Below are 16815 nucleotides of genomic sequence, written 5' to 3'. Positions count from 1 at the left end.
AAGTCGATATGCTGAACTAGAGCCGTTTAACGAACCTGTGAGTATTGATAGTGGAGCAGGGAAATCACTTACAATGGTTGTCTGATTGGTGCTACATAGCTTTGTGTGAAGCTGTAAGAGTGATTTTGGATGCATAACAAAAGGACTTGCATATATGATGGAAATCAATCATACAAGCAAGTCATATCTTGAAGGCTATTTTGAGAATTAGTTATTGTTTTGGAAATGAATCCATGAAAATTTAGAAATTATTTACCTAATTATTTATAACGTTTACAACTATTTCATCAAAAAATACTTCGTTAAAATATATTTGGGAAGACCATTTGCGATGGTGTGTGTGAATCAGCACCATTGATTGGACTAATATTCAGTTTAGGATATTCCCATACTTTGTTGTTGGCGACTACTAATATCGGATGCTCTTCACCGTCTTCGTTAATCCCAACTACTTTGAAATTGCCACTAATATCATTCTCTTTTCCCCAAAAATGCCACATATACTTATTTACTTGATTGGCTATGATGGGCATGGTTGTTGCTTCTCCTCTCTTACCCGAACCAACTAAAAAGCCAACTTTACCTTCTTTCCCAATCAATAAATAGTCACCTTCTACTCCATTGCCGAAGGTAACAGGCAATGCAAATAATGGACTGGCTTCTAAGGTTTTATCAGTATTTACATTTTTACAACCAACAATTGTGATTAAAAATAGCAAAGAGATGCCTATAATTATCTTACTTCTCATAGTGTCACCCTCTCTAATTACATTAATTTATTATATTTACCGAAAAAACAGAATATTAACTTCGTTCTAAATTGTTGCGTGGTAGAGGAATGGTGAATGGAAGTGAATAAGATTGCTCGTTACAGTAGGACGAGACGATTAGGTCTAAACCATTTTAAGTTTGAGTTAGATTACAACAACAATAGCAAGCACATAGAAGTATTTAACGAGCCTGTGAGCGTTGATAGTGGAGCAGGGGAAATCATTTACAAAGGTATTCTAATAGTTGCTATAGAGCCATGCGTGGTACTGTAGGAGTGGTTGAGAAAACTTAACAATAGGATGAGTGGATGGAGAGAGTTATTTGAAGAAGAAGGGGAATGTTCTGAGTAAATAGAATAGATAGAATAGTGGTTCTTTCTATCAGACTTAAAAATCAGGTGTTCAAAAGTAAGATGAAATGAATGGAGGAATAATAATGGAAACTAATGAAATTCAAAGAATTGGACAAATCGGAGTGCCAATAAAAAATGTAGAAAATGCAATTGAATTTTATAAAGAAGTATTAGGGTTACCCCTTCTTTTTAGTACAGAGAGTATGGCATTTTTTGAATGTAATGGGCAACGACTTCTTCTTTCACTTCCTGAAAAAAATGAATTTGCAAATTCAAGTTCAGTTATTTATTTTCAGGTCGAAGACATAAAAAAAACCTTCGAAAAATTGCTTGAAAAAGGAGTTTCCTTTATCGACCAGCCACATGTCGTTGCGAAAATGGAAAACATAGAAACGTGGATGGCTTTCTTTAAAGATACTGAAGGAAATACACATGCTTTAATGTGCGAAGTACAAATTAATTCGTAATATCTTCTTTATTTGAGTAAACAGCCGAAATCATATTCACTCTGAGTATGAAACCTTATGTACTTAAAAAAGACAACGCCCTAGCTTTGATACTAGAGTGCTTTTTCTTCGTCTATTTCTACAAAATCGATTAATTCTGTAATATAACCAATCCCCTAAGTCTCTGAGATCCTCTCGATGTGTACGAAATTGATATTTCTACTCTTGCCGTTATTTAATTCGCGGAGTGCTACATGTCTTATATCGCACATTTCTGCAAAATTTCCTAAATGATTTTACCTCGTATTTCCTATTAAGTATTCGATTTTAACAACATATAACGGATTTCATAATGCAGCGTGAGGACCGTTATTTTTAATAATTCTGTGCAAAAGGTCAATCACTTATATATTGCAAGGATGGATAGAAAAATACATATAACTGTTGAGGCGAATAAGATGATTGAGGTTACAAGACTTCGCCTAAATTTAATAGCATATGCACAAAAAAAGATTGCCGCGGCTAATTTGGAACAGCTTTGATAATAAACATTATTTGAAATAAATGAACTGCTAAAAATAATTGAAATAAGTAAAGTTGAAGAAATTAGTATTTTAAACCACAAAGGCTCTTTGAAGAATTGTTGAATCATAAATTTTATCCGCCACATTACGGTATGACTCCCTTCAATACACTTTCATTTCTGTTAATTGTATGATGTGTTCTTGAAAAGAGATACTTACCTTTTGTTCGCATTAATAAACGTGGCTAAAAACGGTTTTAAATCGCAAGTTGACTAAGTACGCCAATTCGAGTAGCGCAGAAAATGATCGGGGTGTATGAAGAATCTGTCACGGATATAAAGTTGACGTCAATGCATAAGGGGTTAGAGGTGAGGCGCTCTACCTAATAGAGGGAATAGTTGATTGGGTGAGAAAGTTATGATGTTGACATGTGGTAAATCTTAAGTAGATAATAAGCTGAAATGGTAAAAATAGAGAAAAATTTGTGATTCTTGAAATGGAAAAACAAAAAGATGGGGTTGTGAATCATAATGGATAAGGATAAAAGTCAATACATAGAGCAATTCAAATTAAATTATGAGAAGATTGTAAATAATACGAAAGAGGGACCTGCACAAGATAATGAATTATTAACGCAAATTACAAAATCAATGTCATTTGGACTGTTAAAAACCAACTACGATATATGGTTAGAAGAGTGCTTTTTACATCAAGACTGGCAAAAGTGGAATAATTTAATTTTCCAGCAAATGCGTTATCAATTACTTCCGGGATGCGATGGAGGATATGACCATTGTCAAAACACTTTACATATTTTAGAGGCATTCGCTTGTGGGGATAACGAAACAATGGAGCGCATTCTTCCGTCCGAACTAGGTTTAACTAAAAATGGTTACCCGTTTTATATTGTGATAAGCAATCTCTTGAGGGCGATGTGGTATAGAGATGAATTACTGTTGCAAAAAGCGCTCTCTGCTGCCGAAAAATTTATTGGCACAAAGAAACCTCAATGGGAGCGTTCGGGAGCTGCATTTCTTCTTGCTTTATACAAAGAAGATGTCGAGGCAATGGGAGAACATTTACAAAATTTGTGTTCAGGATACATGCGTGCAGATTTCAGTAAAGCAATGAAACAACTATGTGTGCCTGCACATGGTCTTTATTGTTTGGCACAAAACTTATTGCCAGCGGAAATATTTCAACAGATAAAAATGCCGGAACATAAGAACTTTTCTCAAGGATTTGCAAAATGGAGAATTGAAAATCCACAACCTATATTAAAATTATACTTTGAATATCCGGCGCCACTAGAAATCCTCAATAAAATTTATATGGCTCCAGTTGCTAAAAGCATTATTTCACAACCATATTTCCATAGCGATAATCCTTATCATTCTCCGCAATTAAAGAAAAAATGGTTTCTTGATGAGGAGGCAATGCTACTAGCCTTTGTTGAAAATATGTAAACTTTAGATATATGTATGGAACAACATAACAATGACGTCTTTAGCACAATTCAATACGAAGTTCCTAGAAGAGAATGATGTTTTAGGGACAAGTAAGTAATTGAATATAGCGGGGAAATCTATAAAGATTTCTCCGCTTTTTATGTTAATCGAGAGAGAATTTGATTTTATCGATAAGTTTCGTTAATTTATCGAATAAAATTTCGGATTTATATACCAACTTTTTAATTTTATCGACCAACTTTATTAATTTATCGACATAAACCTGTCCCGAATAAATTAAAGCTACTTTACGAAGCCAAACTTTCCTTTTTATAGTATAATAAGCGTAAGTAAAGCATTTGTTTGTGATGTGTAAGGGAAAGGATGATATTTGTATGGCAGAGAAAGTAGGACAATCTTTCGTACAACCAACGCCTTCTGGAAAAGAAGAACTTGGGAAAATTGAAGTAGCAGCGGAAGTAATCGAGGTTGTTGCTGGGATCGCAGTGAACGAGGTAGAAGGGGTCGCTGCAACTCGTGGTAATATTGCTACAGGCGTAGTAGAACGCTTCGGTAAAAAAGTTCACAATAAGGGCATTAAATCGGGTGTTACTGAAACTGGTGAGATTGCCATTGATGTATTTTGCTCTGTAAAATACGGTTATACAATCCCAAAAGTGGCGAAGGAAGTACAAACTCAAATTCGCCAAGCGATTTTTAATATGACAGCACTTGAAACAGCTGAAGTGAATGTTCACATTACAGGTATTCACTTTGAAAAAGAAGAAGTAGCTGTACAAGAATAAAAAGAAGGGTTGCCGATAGGGCAATCCTTCTTTTTAACGTTGTTAACGGAAATTGATCAGCAGTGAATAGTATCGCTACTTTATTATATTTCAATATGTTTTGGCTTTCTCCAGAACAATGCAAGTATTACGCCGATTGTTAAAACAATTGTCGCAAAGTAATATGGATAGTTCAAATTTATATCGAACAATACCCCACCTAAAATAGGACCAAATATATTACCAAGACTTGTAAACATGGAGTTCATGCCTCCGACGAACCCTTGTTCATTACCAGCAATTTTTGATAAATAAGAGGTAACAGCAGGACGTATTAAATCGAAGCCAACGAAAATAAAGAATGTAACAAATAATATTGCGAAATAATGGCTAACAATTGTCATAGCAAATGTTAAAACAGCAGATAGGATGAGTGAATAGCGGATAAGATTAATTTCGCCCATTTTCTTTGTTAGCCCATCAAATAACACTAGCTGTGCAAGGGCACCGACTACTCCACTTCCCGTAATAATGATCGCGATATCTGAAGGCGTAAATGCGAATTTATGATCCACGAATAGGCTAAATAACGATTCAAATGCAGCTAAACCAAATGATAGTACGAAAATAAGGACGAATGGAATAAGGTATAGTGGGCTAAAAATACGCTTCACACTGCCTACAATTGATGGTGAAGACTCTTCATTATTTGAAGCGCGTGTCGGTTCTTTTAACAAAATAAATGACAAGATAGCTGCTACGAATCCAAGGATACCAGCAGCGTAAAATGGTATACGTGTTCCGAATTCTGCCAAAAATCCACCGATACCAGGTCCGATAATAAAACCAGTACTAATCGCTGCACTCATATAGCCCAGTGCCTTTGGGCGTTGTGACAATGTTGTAATATCAGCGATATATGCAGTAACCGCCGGCATGATGAAGGCAGCACTTACACCACCTAGCATACGTGAGATAAAGAGTATTTCAACTGTGCGTCCAAGCCCGAATAATAGCTCTGAAAGCCCGAATACAAAAAGACCCACAATAATCATAATTTTTCGGCCGATATTATCCGTCATTTTACCGGCAATCGGTGAGACAATTAGCTGTGTAATAGCAAATGCCGCCACCATATAACCAACGACAGAGCCTGAAATTTTCAGCTCATTCATGATTGTTGGTAGCACAGGTATAACTAAACCAATACCTAAAAAGGCAATGAATAAATTCGATAATAAAATACTTAAAGTTAAAATTTGTTTCTTATTCATTTTGTTCTCCTTCAGTCTTTAACGATACATAAATCTAAATCTACTAAAATATTTCCATGTATTACAATAAACCCTATAGTAACTATAGGGTCAAAAGATTTGTTTTAATTTTTTCAGTGTTTTATAAGTTTGGAAGTAATAGTTCGTAGTTATACAAGATGGCACAACAATTGTTAAGGTAGGAGAGAAAGTGAACAATAGATTTCTTTGCATGCTCCGAATCAATATGTTTTTGTAGTTTCGTATCACTTTGTAGTTTCGTATCACATTGAAACGAATTTTATATTTCAATTCTTCCAGTAAAATAGGCGGGATTTACGTTCTTTGAATTGCTTATATTGTTCCTCACCTTCATATAAATTGAATGTTCTTTTACAGCTCGTGCATTAACTTCATAATGCATAATAAACACCTCAAAAGATGAAATTTAATTTCCTATATTATAACATTCTTGTTATTTAACCAATAATGAAGGGTTTTTATTTTTCTACATTTCATTTCATAAAGTTGATTGAAGGGTGTTACAATAAGCAAAAAGTTGCTTGAAAAAGGTATCAGATTATTGAAACTTGCTTGAATTCGTGTTTCTCGTGCGAATTTATGCTATTATAAACCTTAATGCCACTTAAGAAGGAGAGCTTTACATGAAACGACATGAAGCACGCGAAAAAGCGTTGCAAGTTTTGTTTCAGCTAGACAATACCGATCTTACAGTAGAAGAAGCAATGGGTCATATTAAAGGCCAACCAACAAATGTTTTCTACGAAAAGATTGTTACTGGAACAGTTGAACATTTAGAGGAAATCGATGCTACTTTAGAGCAGCATCTTGAAAAGTGGTCACTTGCCCGTTTACCCAAAATTGAAAGAACGGTTTTACGTCTAGCTGTATACGAGATATTATACATGCCAGAAACACCAAAAAGAGTAGTACTTAATGAAGCAATCGAGTTATGCAAAACATTTGGCGACGATGGTTCGTCGAAATTTGTTAATGGCGTACTTTCTAAATTTACAGAACAATAACATGTGTTGAATTGGAAGGAGTAACTAAGGTCTATGTCAAGTGCAATTATTAATGGTAAAGAAATTGGTCAAGAAATTCGTAATTCAGTAGCAGAGCGAGTAACGCGTTTAAAAGAGCAAGGATTAACACCAGGCTTAGCGGTTGTTTTAGTAGGAGACAACCAAGCCTCAGCTACATATGTGAGAAATAAGCAAAAATCTTGTGAAGCCATTGGTATGTTTTCTGAGCTAATTAAACTACCAGAAGAAACTACACAGGAAGCATTGTTAGCACAAATTGAATTATTAAATAATCGTGAAGATATTCATGGTATTTTAGTACAATTACCACTCCCAAAACATATTGATGAGGATACTGTTATTGCCACAATTGCTGTGGAAAAAGACGTTGATGGCTTCTCACCAGTAAGTGTTGGGAAAATGATGCTTGGCCAAGAAACATTTTTGCCTTGTACACCGTTTGGCGTAATGAAGCTTCTTGAATATTCAGGAATTGAAATAGCAGGAAAGCATGCGGTCATCGTCGGACGTAGTCATATCGTTGGGAAACCAATGGGACAACTTCTACTACAAAAAGATGCAACCGTTACATACACGCATTCCAAAACACCAAATTTACCTTCATTCACTAAACAAGCAGATATATTAATTGCGGCAGTTGGACGTGCAAACTTTATTACGAAGGAGCACGTTAAAGAAGGCGCAGTTGTTATAGATGTTGGAATTAATCGTGATGAAAACAACAAGCTTTGCGGTGACGTAAACTTTAGTGAGGTCGATGGTATTGCGTCTCATATTACACCTGTACCAGGCGGTGTGGGACCAATGACAATTACTATGTTACTATTCAATACAGTTCAAGCAGCAGAAAATAAGCTTGCACATACAGTTAAGTTATAATTTTGAATGACTCTTTAGTTTGCAAAAAAGCTACCTCAATATTTTTATTGAGGTAGCTTTTTTTGCATTATTTTACTTTATAGGTATTCTTTATAAATTTTCCCATTGCCTTCAACGTCTAATGTAACGTTTGGGTCATACATATTAATAGGGAGGTTTTTATGGAAAACATAGATTTAATACTTATAATCAAACATATCATTATCGGTCTTGTACAAGGATTTACTGAGCCAATTCCTGTATCATCGAGCGGACATGTTATGATTGCTAGCGAAATTCTTGGTCTTGGTGAGCAAGGTTTTACTTTTGCTATTTTAACGAACACAGCTTCTTTACTAGCTATTATCTATATTTATCGTGAGGATATTGTCCGACTCATTACAAACTTTTTCCTGTATCTCAAAACAGGAAAGAATCGTTATAAAGCTGATTTCCGTTTTGCCGTTTTCATTGTGATTGGTTCTATCCCAGCAGTAGTTTTAGGTGTTTTATTAAGGGATGTTATTGCGGATAATGTTAGTATGACTACGATAGCACTTATGCTATTTGTGACAGGTATTGCCCTATGGCTAATCCGTAATATGCGTGGTACGAAAAAGGATGCGGATTTGACTGCAAAAGATGCCATTATCGTGGGTCTTGGTCAAGCTGTAGCTTTAACACCTGGCATTAGCCGTTCAGGAGCGACCATTATTTCAGCCATTGCAGTTGGTATGAAGCAGGAAACTGCTTTGCGATTTTCCTTCATGCTTTATATTCCTGTAAGTCTTGGTGGGGTTGTCCTAGGAATTTCAGATTTTTTAAATGAGCCAAATAAAAATGCATTGGTAATTCCTTACACGTCGACATTTATTGTGACCTTATTTATGACTTATTTTGCAATGCGTTGGTTTATGGGAATCATGAAAAGTGGCAAGCTTAGCTACTTTACATATTATTGCTTTCTTGTAGGTACTCTCTTATTAATATTTTATTAATTTAAAAAGCCTCATAACTATAATTAGTTGTGAGGTTTACTTGTTGTTGAAAAACGAAATGGTAGAAGTTCTAAATTAGAGTGACGACCTAAAGATAAATATTAAGAGATATGGTTGATTGGAGTGGAGACTGGGCGACTCCTTGGGGATTAGCGTCACAGATGAGACCCTGGAGCGAGCAAAGCGAGTGAAGCGGCTCATCGGACGCCCCCAGGAAGCTTTGCTCTGTGCGAAAGCATAGTGCTAACGTAGCGGCAGCAACAAAGCGCCCAATCGGAACGGAAATCAACCCCTCGCTTTGCATTGAAAGCCATACTTTATTTAATATATCCCCTAGTTAAAAATAACATGAAAATCTCATAGCTTTGTGATTCTTTATTTTATTTTCGATTAATTATCGAAAATTTTAAACAATTAATTTGCATAAGCAGTATCATTTTAAAGAAGCTTTATTCAGGTAACAATACTATAGAAATGTTATAGTAAGGTTTTCAATAATATGAAAGACAGTCGTTTTTTCTACCGAAACTGCATTTTGGCACGTCATTTGCAATAAAAAATGTTATGATAGGTGTAGTTTTGTGAAAAACTTGATTTTAGTAAAGGAGCCGGAAAAATGTCATCTGCTTCTTATTTAACTGTAAAAGCATTAACAAAATATATTAAACGAAAATTTGATGCTGATCCGCATTTACGTGAAGTCTATGTAAAGGGAGAGCTATCCAATGTCAAGATTCATCAATCAGGTCATATTTACTTTACATTAAAGGATGATGGAGCACGGATTGCGGCCACCATGTTTAAAACAGCAGCTACAAAATTAGCGTTTGAACCTAAGGAAGGTATGCAAGTATTTATCCGTGGAGATGTAAACGTTTACGAAGGCTACGGTACATATCAATTATATGTACAGGAAATGCAACCAGATGGAATTGGTAGTTTGTTTGTTGCCTTTAACCAGCTGAAAGAGCAGTTACAAAAAGAAGGGCTTTTTAAACCTGAGTGGAAACAACCGATTCCGAGGTTTCCAGAAAAAATTGGTGTTTTAACGTCGACGACAGGTGCAGCCATTCGGGATATCTGTACAACATTAAAGAGACGCTATCCACTTGCTGAAATTTTTATTTATCCAACCCTTGTGCAAGGAGCACAAGCAGCACCAAACATTGTTCACAATATTGAGCGAGCAAATATCGATGCGAGTTGCGATGTACTGATTGTTGGACGAGGCGGTGGATCGATTGAGGATTTATGGGCATTTAATGAGGAAGTTGTCGCACGAGCGATTTTTGAAAGCCGCATCCCTATTATTAGTGCAGTAGGTCATGAAACCGATACGACGATAGCGGATTATGTAGCTGATTTGCGCGCGCCGACACCAACAGCAGCTGCTGAAATGGCTGTACCTGATCAACAGGATTTATTTCAGCGGGTGCTTACACAAAAATCGCAGCTCCATCAAATCGTAAGAGCGCAACTTATGGCAGAACGGCAGCGTCTAAATAAGCTCCAACAATCTTATCCGTTGTCAATGCCAGAACGCCTATATCGACCATTTACTGAGAAGCTTGCACAACTTGAGATAGGTTTACAAAAAGCAATGCAAGTTGATTTGATGAAGAAAAGAGCGCAATTTCAACAATTACATAGTGCGGTAGAGCAGCACTCGCCGAAAAAGGCATTAGCTTTCCATCAACGAGAGCTAGAAACACACGTCCAACAATTAACTCGTGCTGCAACGCATTATGTGATGAAGCAAAAACAGCAATTTGAGGCAAATGTCAGAACTTTAGAAGCATTGAATCCGCTTGCCATTTTAACAAGGGGCTTTACGGTAGCTCATAGAGATAATCAAATGTTAAAATCAGCAGCTGATGTAAAGCCGCATGATCAGTTAACACTTTCCTTCCATGATGGAAAGGTTATTGCTGATGTGGTCAAGATCTTGCCTAAAAATGAGGGGGAATAATTGTGGCAGAAAAACAACAAACTTTCGCAGAAGCAATGACGGCTCTAGAGGAAATTGTCCGTCAGCTAGAGCAAGGTGATGTGCCGCTAGAAAATGCGATTGATTTATATAAACAAGGAATGGAACTTTCACAATTTTGCCATAGCAAGCTGCAACATGCTGAGGAGCAGTTAATTTCTATTGTCCAAGAGACGGGTGAGACTACAGCATTTGATCCACTAAAGGGAGAGAACTAAGGAATGAATGAGCAATTAAAACATTTTATTGAAAGCAACATACCACAAGTTGAGGCTGAAATGTTTGCACTTGTCGAGAAAATTGATGCACCAGCCAATTTAAAAGAATCAATGCTTTATTCATTAAAAGCTGGAGGTAAACGTATTCGTCCTCTTTTCGTATTGGCCGTTCTTGAACTATACAATAAAAATTTAAAATATGGTTTAACTGTAGGATCAGTCATTGAAATGATCCATACGTATTCGTTAATTCATGATGACTTACCAAGTATGGATAATGATGATTTCCGTAGAGGTAAGCCAACAAATCATAAAGTTTATGGTGAGGCATTAGCGACACTTGCAGGCGATGCATTGAATACACTCGCGTTTGGCATTTTAGCACGCATGGATGTTTCAGCGGAAAAACGTATTGAACTTGTCAATTTGTTAAGTGAAGCAGCTGGTGCTGAAGGTATGGTCGGGGGTCAAGTACTCGATATGGAAGGTGAAAAGCGTCAGTTAAACTTAGCTGAGCTTGAGCATGTCCATGTTAATAAAACGGGCGCATTATTACGATTTAGTATTGAAGCAGGAGCAGTGTTAGCTGATGTAACGCAAGAAGAACGTGCAACTTTAAAGGAATATGCGCATCATATCGGCCTAGCATTCCAAATTCAAGACGATATTTTAGATATTGTAGGAACAACAGAAGAACTAGGTAAAACTGCAGGTAAAGATGTAGCAAGTGATAAAAGCACATATCCAGCTCTGTTATCTTTAGATGGGGCAAAAGAAAAGCTTGCTGAGCATTATCAGCATGCCATTAACGCACTAGATAAATTGCAAGTAGATACCAGCTTATTGCGTGAGTTTGCAGCCTATATTGTTCATCGTAAAAACTAGGAGAAAAACAAGGCGTTAAAGGCACAGAATATGCTAGAATAGGTGAGGGCGTTTGCCGATGTGCAAACAATAAAGTGTTCGTACTTTTAGCATATTAATAACACTGTTATAATAGTGGAAACACGATTACGGTGAATAATTTATTGAAAAGGTGTGTGAGAAAGGTGGATTTAAATAAGATAACTAGTCCAGCCTTTTTAAAAAGCTTAGATAAGAAGGGTCTTGAGCGACTTGCAAAAGAAATTCGTACCTTCTTAATCGAAAAATGTTCTGTCACAGGTGGTCATATCGGACCGAACCTAGGTGTTGTGGAGCTAACGATTATGCTCCATAAAATGTTTGACAGTCCACAAGATAAGTTTTTATGGGATGTTGGCCACCAAGCTTACGTGCACAAAATTTTGACAGGTCGTGCGAGTCAATTTGACACATTACGTCAGTTCAATGGGCTTTGTGGTTTTCCAAAGCGCGTGGAGAGTGAACATGATGAGTGGGAGACAGGTCACAGCTCGACATCTTTGTCAGGAGCCATGGGTATGGCAGCAGCACGTGATATCAAAAAAGAAAAGAACTTCGTGATACCAATTATTGGAGACGGAGCTTTAACTGGCGGTATGGCGCTGGAGGCATTAAACCATATCGGCCATGCTAAAACAAATATGATTGTCATTTTAAACGATAATGAAATGTCAATCGCTCCAAACGTCGGAGCGTTACACAATGTACTAGGACGTCTTCGTACAGCCAAGGAATATTCAAAAGCAAAAGAAGAATTGGAATCGCTCATTAATAAGATTCCAGTATTAGGTGGTAAGCTTGCTTCAACTGCTGAGCGCCTAAAGGATAGCTTAAAATATTTAGTGGTATCAGGTGTGTTCTTTGAGGAGCTAGGATTTAAATATCTAGGTCCGATTGATGGACATGATTTCGACGCTCTTGAAACAACATTATCACAAGCTAAAAAAGTAAAAGGCCCAGTGCTCGTTCATGTCATTACGAAAAAAGGCAAAGGTTATAAACCTGCTGAAGATGATACAATTGGTAATTGGCACGGGACAGGACCTTATAAAATTGAAAACGGTGCCTTTGTTAAGTCAGAGACGAAAGGCCCAGCTTGGAGTAGTTTGATTGCTGAGACAGTTCGCAAAATTGCCCATGAGGATAAACGAGTGGTCACAATTACTCCTGCAATGCCAGTTGGCTCGAAGTTACAAGGTATCCAAAAGGATTTCCCAGAACGTTTCTTCGATGTGGGGATCGCTGAACAACATGCTGCAACGATGGCAGCAGGTCTAGCAACACAAAAAATGAAGCCGTTTTTAGCCATTTACTCAACATTCCTTCAACGTGCATATGACCAAGTATTACATGATATCGCACGTCCAAACCTAAATGTCTTTATTGGCATTGACCGTGCAGGCTTAGTTGGTGCAGACGGTGAAACGCATCAAGGCGTATTTGATATTGCATTCCTTCGTCATATACCAAATATGACAATTATGATGCCAAAAGATGAAAATGAAGGTCAGCATATGGTGAAAACAGCCATTGACTATGATGGCGGTCCAATTGCGTTACGTTATCCACGAGGTAATGGTATAGGCGTTCCGTTAGATGATGAGCTTATGACGTTACCAATTGGAAGCTGGGAAGTGTTACGTGAAGGTAAGGATGCAACGATTTTAACCTTTGGTACGACGATCCCTATGGCAATGGAAGCAGCGACTATTTTAGCACAGCAAGGTGTAGAGATAGAAGTAGTTAATGCTCGTTTCATTAAACCAATGGATGAAGAAATGCTTCACCGTATATTATCAAGCCGTAAACCAATATTGACAATTGAAGAGGCAGTTCTACAAGGTGGTTTTGGTAGCGGAGTATTAGAATTTGCCCATGACCATGGCTATTTAACTGCAATAATCGATCGTATGGGTATCCCTGATCATTTTATTGAGCATGGAAATGTAGATCAGCTTCTCGATGAAATCCATATGTCGGCTGAGGATACAGTGGCACGTATGCATGTGTTACTTCAACAAAAACAGCAAGTAGGTTTGAATAAATAATGACAAAACATCCGAAAGAACGTGTAGACATTTTACTAGTAGAGCGTGGGCTATGTGAAACACGAGAAAAAGCAAAGCGCTCTATTATGGCAGGGCTTGTATTTTCTAATGAAACTCGTATTGATAAGGCGGGGGAAAAAATCGCTATAGATGCACCACTACAAGTAAAAGGCTCTGATTTAAAATATGTTAGTCGTGGCGGCTTGAAGCTTGAAAAAGCGCTACAAATTTTTGATATGTCTGTAGAGGGGAAGCTAATGCTCGATATTGGCTCCTCTACAGGAGGATTTACTGATTGTGCATTACAGAATGGTGCAAGACATTGCTATGCACTGGATGTTGGTTCTAACCAACTAGCATGGAAAATCCGTTCTGATGAACGTGTAACCGTAATGGAAAAAACAAATTTCCGTTATACGACAGCGGTAGATTTAACAGAGGGCTTACCAGAATTTGCAACGATTGATGTCAGCTTTATTTCATTATCGCTTATTTTACCTGTCTTAAAAACATTATTAATGCCTGGTGGCAATGTAATGGCATTGGTGAAACCTCAGTTTGAAGCTGGGAAAGAAAATGTCGGTAAAAAAGGCATTGTTCGAGATAAAAAAGTACATTTAGAAGTTTTAGAAAAAACAGCTGCAATGGCAACAGAGGTTGGTTTTGTTGTTAAGGATGCTTCTTTTTCTCCAATTACAGGAGGCGAGGGAAATATTGAATTTTTATTCCATTTAGTGAATCCTATTGGTAATGAAGAAATTCCTGCATATACAGCTTTTAATGCACTCGTTGAAGAAGCCCATAGTGCACTAAAATAACACGTGCTCGTCTATAGAGCCGTGTTTTTTCTTGTGCTTTTATGTTTAAAATGGTAGTGTAAATATACAAATATCCAACTATTTATAAGAGGTGACCGATATGAACAAAGGACAAAGGCATATAAGAATTCGGGATATTATTGCCAATCATGAAATTGAAACACAAGATGATTTAGTCGATTTTTTAAAAGATGCAGGCTATAATGTGACACAAGCAACCGTATCACGAGATATTAAAGAACTTCATCTTGTCAAAGTACCTTTACAGGATGGCCGCTATAAATATAGCTTGCCCGCAGACCAACGTTTCAATCCTATACAAAAATTACACCGTGCGTTAGCTGATGCTTTTGTCAGTATTGACGGTGCATCACACTTTTTAGTAATGAAGGCTCTTCCAGGTAACGCCAATGCTATTGCGTCACTACTTGACCATTTAGATTGGCCAGAAATTTTAGGTACTATTTCCGGAGACGATACTATTTTAATTATTTGTCGTAACGAAGATGAGCGTGAAAATACAAAAAATCGCTTATTAGATATGCTATAAAATAGCAGGGTAATTTGATACAGAGGTGACATTTTGTGTTAAGAGAGCTTAGTATTCGAAACTTTGCCATCATTGAGGATTTAACAGTGAGTTTTTCAGATGGTTTAACTGTTTTAACAGGTGAAACAGGTGCAGGGAAATCAATTATTATCGATGCAGTGCATTTACTTGCTGGTGGCCGAGGGAATTCCGAATTTATTCGTCATGGAGCTAAAAAAGCTGAATTAGGCGGTTTATTTCAAATTTCAAGTTTTGGGCATCCTGTTCATAAGAAACTTGAAGAGGCAGGTATTGAAATTGAAGAAGATACCATTATTTTGCGCCGTGATTTAAATGATTCTGGAAAAAGTGTTTGTCGAGTAAACGGTAAACTTGTGCCATTATCTGTACTACGTGATATTGGGTCTAGCCTTATCGATATTCATGGACAGCATGAAAATCAAGAACTTATGGATGAGAAACAGCATATCAATCTACTTGATCATTTCGCAGAGGAACAACTTACACCAATTCAAGATTTGTACAGTTCCCAATATGACGAATATCGTTCACTAAAAAAAGAATTAGCTTCAATTTCTATAGATGAACAGTTAATGGCGCAACGTATCGATTTGTATCAATTCCAAATGAAAGAGCTGGAAGATGCTAATTTAAAGCTTGGCGAGGAAGATGAGCTTCTTGATGAACGCCGCCGTCTTATGAATTTCAATAAGATTTTCGAACGATCCAGTGCAGCATATGAAGCTATTCAAGGTGAATCAAAAGGCCTTGATTGGATTGGCAATGCAATGGGTGCCTTAGAGGATGCTGCGACTGTTGACGAGCAATTTAAAGAGGCATCAGATTCTGTCACCACTGCATTTTATGCGTTACAGGATGCTGCTTACCAGGTTAAAAATGTCTTGGACGAATTAGAATTTGATCCAGCTCGTTTAAATGAGGTTGAGCAACGTTTAGCATTATTACAAAATTTGAAGCGCAAATATGGCTCAACAGTTGAAGAAATTTTAGCGTATTACGATAAAATTAAAACTGAGCTAAATGAACTTTTAAATCGAGACGAAATTTTGCAAGTAAAAGAACGAAAAGTACTGGAAATGGAAGCAGTCCTTCACGAACTTGCTGCAGAACTAAATACTGTACGAAAAGCAGCTGCTCATGATTTAAGTGAGGCTATTATGGCCGAACTACGTGAATTACATATGGAAAAAGCTAAATTTATTGTAAATTTTGATGAATTGCCTTACTTTGATGCGAATGGTAAAGACCAAGTAATTTTTTATATTTCTACGAATGTGGGTGAGCCACCGAAATCTTTACCGAAAATTGCTTCTGGTGGAGAATTATCGCGTATGATGCTTGCGCTTAAAACGATTTTCTCTTCTTCTAACGGCGTAACATCAATTATTTTTGATGAGGTAGATACAGGTGTAAGTGGTCGTGTGGCTCAAGCAATCGCAGAAAAAATAGCAGCGGTATCCATTAACTCTCAAGTTTTATGTATTTCGCATTTACCACAAGTGGCTGCGATGGCCGATCATCATTATTTTATAAAAAAAGAAGTCGAGCATGATCGAACTTTTACGTCATTGCTTGAAATAGATACAGATGCTCGTATTGAAGAAGTCAGTCGCATGATGTCTGGAGCGGAAATTACAGATTTAACATTGCAGCATGCAACAGAGCTTCTAAAAATGGCTAATGAGCGAAAAAAACAAATGAGATAGCAAAGAATCCAGAAACAGTTCGATGTTTCTGGGTTTTTTCTTTTTGCACAAATATTTACCGC

General features: G+C 37.0%; 15 protein-coding genes. 13 read left to right on the top strand and 2 right to left on the bottom strand.

Annotation, left to right across the window (positions count from 1 at the left end; genetic code table 11):
• Positions 1–302 precede the first annotated feature (302 nt).
• Positions 303–749 (bottom strand): hypothetical protein, encoded by a 447-nt coding sequence (locus ACQKNC_RS01310; protein WP_427423092.1) that lies wholly within the window; start codon positions 747–749, stop codon positions 303–305.
• 457 nt (positions 750–1206) lie between these two features.
• On the opposite strand from ACQKNC_RS01310, the gene ACQKNC_RS01305 reads away from it, so the two are divergent.
• The 3 genes from ACQKNC_RS01305 to ACQKNC_RS01295 all read left to right on the top strand — a co-directional run bounded on the left by ACQKNC_RS01305 (position 1207) and on the right by ACQKNC_RS01295 (position 4347).
• Positions 1207–1590, top strand: coding sequence for a VOC family protein (locus ACQKNC_RS01305; protein WP_427423091.1), 384 nt, complete (start codon positions 1207–1209; stop codon positions 1588–1590).
• Between the two features lie 1033 nt (positions 1591–2623).
• Complete coding sequence (locus ACQKNC_RS01300; protein WP_427423090.1) at positions 2624–3559, top strand: hypothetical protein; 936 nt, start codon at positions 2624–2626, stop codon at positions 3557–3559.
• 377 nt (positions 3560–3936) lie between these two features.
• On the top strand, positions 3937–4347 hold the full coding sequence (locus tag ACQKNC_RS01295) for an Asp23/Gls24 family envelope stress response protein (protein WP_053483712.1): 411 nt from the start codon (positions 3937–3939) through the stop codon (positions 4345–4347).
• Between the two features lie 83 nt (positions 4348–4430).
• Here the strand turns inward: ACQKNC_RS01295 and ACQKNC_RS01290 are convergent, their stop codons facing one another.
• On the bottom strand, positions 4431–5600 hold the full coding sequence (locus ACQKNC_RS01290; RefSeq protein ID WP_427423089.1) for an MFS transporter: 1170 nt from the start codon (positions 5598–5600) through the stop codon (positions 4431–4433).
• A 644-nt stretch (positions 5601–6244) separates the two neighbouring features.
• On the opposite strand from ACQKNC_RS01290, the gene nusB reads away from it, so the two are divergent.
• From nusB to recN, 10 genes are all read left to right on the top strand, one after another.
• Entirely contained in the window at positions 6245–6625 is a 381-nt protein-coding gene (gene nusB / locus ACQKNC_RS01285) for a transcription antitermination factor NusB (RefSeq protein ID WP_376074097.1), read from the top strand.
• Between the two features lie 33 nt (positions 6626–6658).
• Positions 6659–7525, top strand: coding sequence for a bifunctional methylenetetrahydrofolate dehydrogenase/methenyltetrahydrofolate cyclohydrolase FolD (gene folD / locus ACQKNC_RS01280; protein WP_427423088.1), 867 nt, complete (start codon positions 6659–6661; stop codon positions 7523–7525).
• A 161-nt stretch (positions 7526–7686) separates the two neighbouring features.
• Positions 7687–8502: an undecaprenyl-diphosphate phosphatase gene (locus ACQKNC_RS01275; RefSeq protein WP_427423087.1), complete on the top strand. Its 816-nt coding sequence runs from the start codon at positions 7687–7689 to the stop codon at positions 8500–8502.
• A gap of 616 nt (positions 8503–9118) precedes the next feature.
• Complete coding sequence (gene xseA / locus ACQKNC_RS01270; protein WP_427423086.1) at positions 9119–10471, top strand: exodeoxyribonuclease VII large subunit; 1353 nt, start codon at positions 9119–9121, stop codon at positions 10469–10471.
• A 2-nt stretch (positions 10472–10473) separates the two neighbouring features.
• Positions 10474–10707, top strand: coding sequence for an exodeoxyribonuclease VII small subunit (gene xseB / locus ACQKNC_RS01265; protein WP_053597070.1), 234 nt, complete (start codon positions 10474–10476; stop codon positions 10705–10707).
• 3 nt (positions 10708–10710) lie between these two features.
• Positions 10711–11592: a polyprenyl synthetase family protein gene (locus tag ACQKNC_RS01260; protein ID WP_427423085.1), complete on the top strand. Its 882-nt coding sequence runs from the start codon at positions 10711–10713 to the stop codon at positions 11590–11592.
• A 164-nt stretch (positions 11593–11756) separates the two neighbouring features.
• Positions 11757–13658, top strand: coding sequence for a 1-deoxy-D-xylulose-5-phosphate synthase (dxs, locus tag ACQKNC_RS01255; RefSeq protein ID WP_427423084.1), 1902 nt, complete (start codon positions 11757–11759; stop codon positions 13656–13658).
• The gene (locus ACQKNC_RS01250; protein ID WP_427423083.1) at positions 13658–14476 is read left to right on the top strand and encodes a TlyA family RNA methyltransferase; all 819 of its coding nucleotides are present in this window, start codon (positions 13658–13660) and stop codon (positions 14474–14476) included. Before dxs ends, ACQKNC_RS01250 begins: the two co-directional genes overlap by 1 nt.
• Positions 14477–14576: 100 nt before the next feature.
• Entirely contained in the window at positions 14577–15026 is a 450-nt protein-coding gene (gene ahrC, locus ACQKNC_RS01245; RefSeq protein ID WP_053483721.1) for a transcriptional regulator AhrC/ArgR, read from the top strand.
• 35 nt (positions 15027–15061) lie between these two features.
• A complete protein-coding gene (gene recN / locus ACQKNC_RS01240) occupies positions 15062–16753 on the top strand; it encodes a DNA repair protein RecN (protein ID WP_427423082.1) in 1692 nt (563 codons plus the stop codon).
• Positions 16754–16815: the final 62 nt, after the last annotated feature.

It is taken from the genome of Lysinibacillus sp. NPDC094177 (assembly GCF_050279145.1).
GTDB lineage: Bacteria > Bacillota > Bacilli > Bacillales_A > Planococcaceae > Lysinibacillus.
This window is presented reverse-complemented; position numbering and strand designations above follow the sequence as displayed.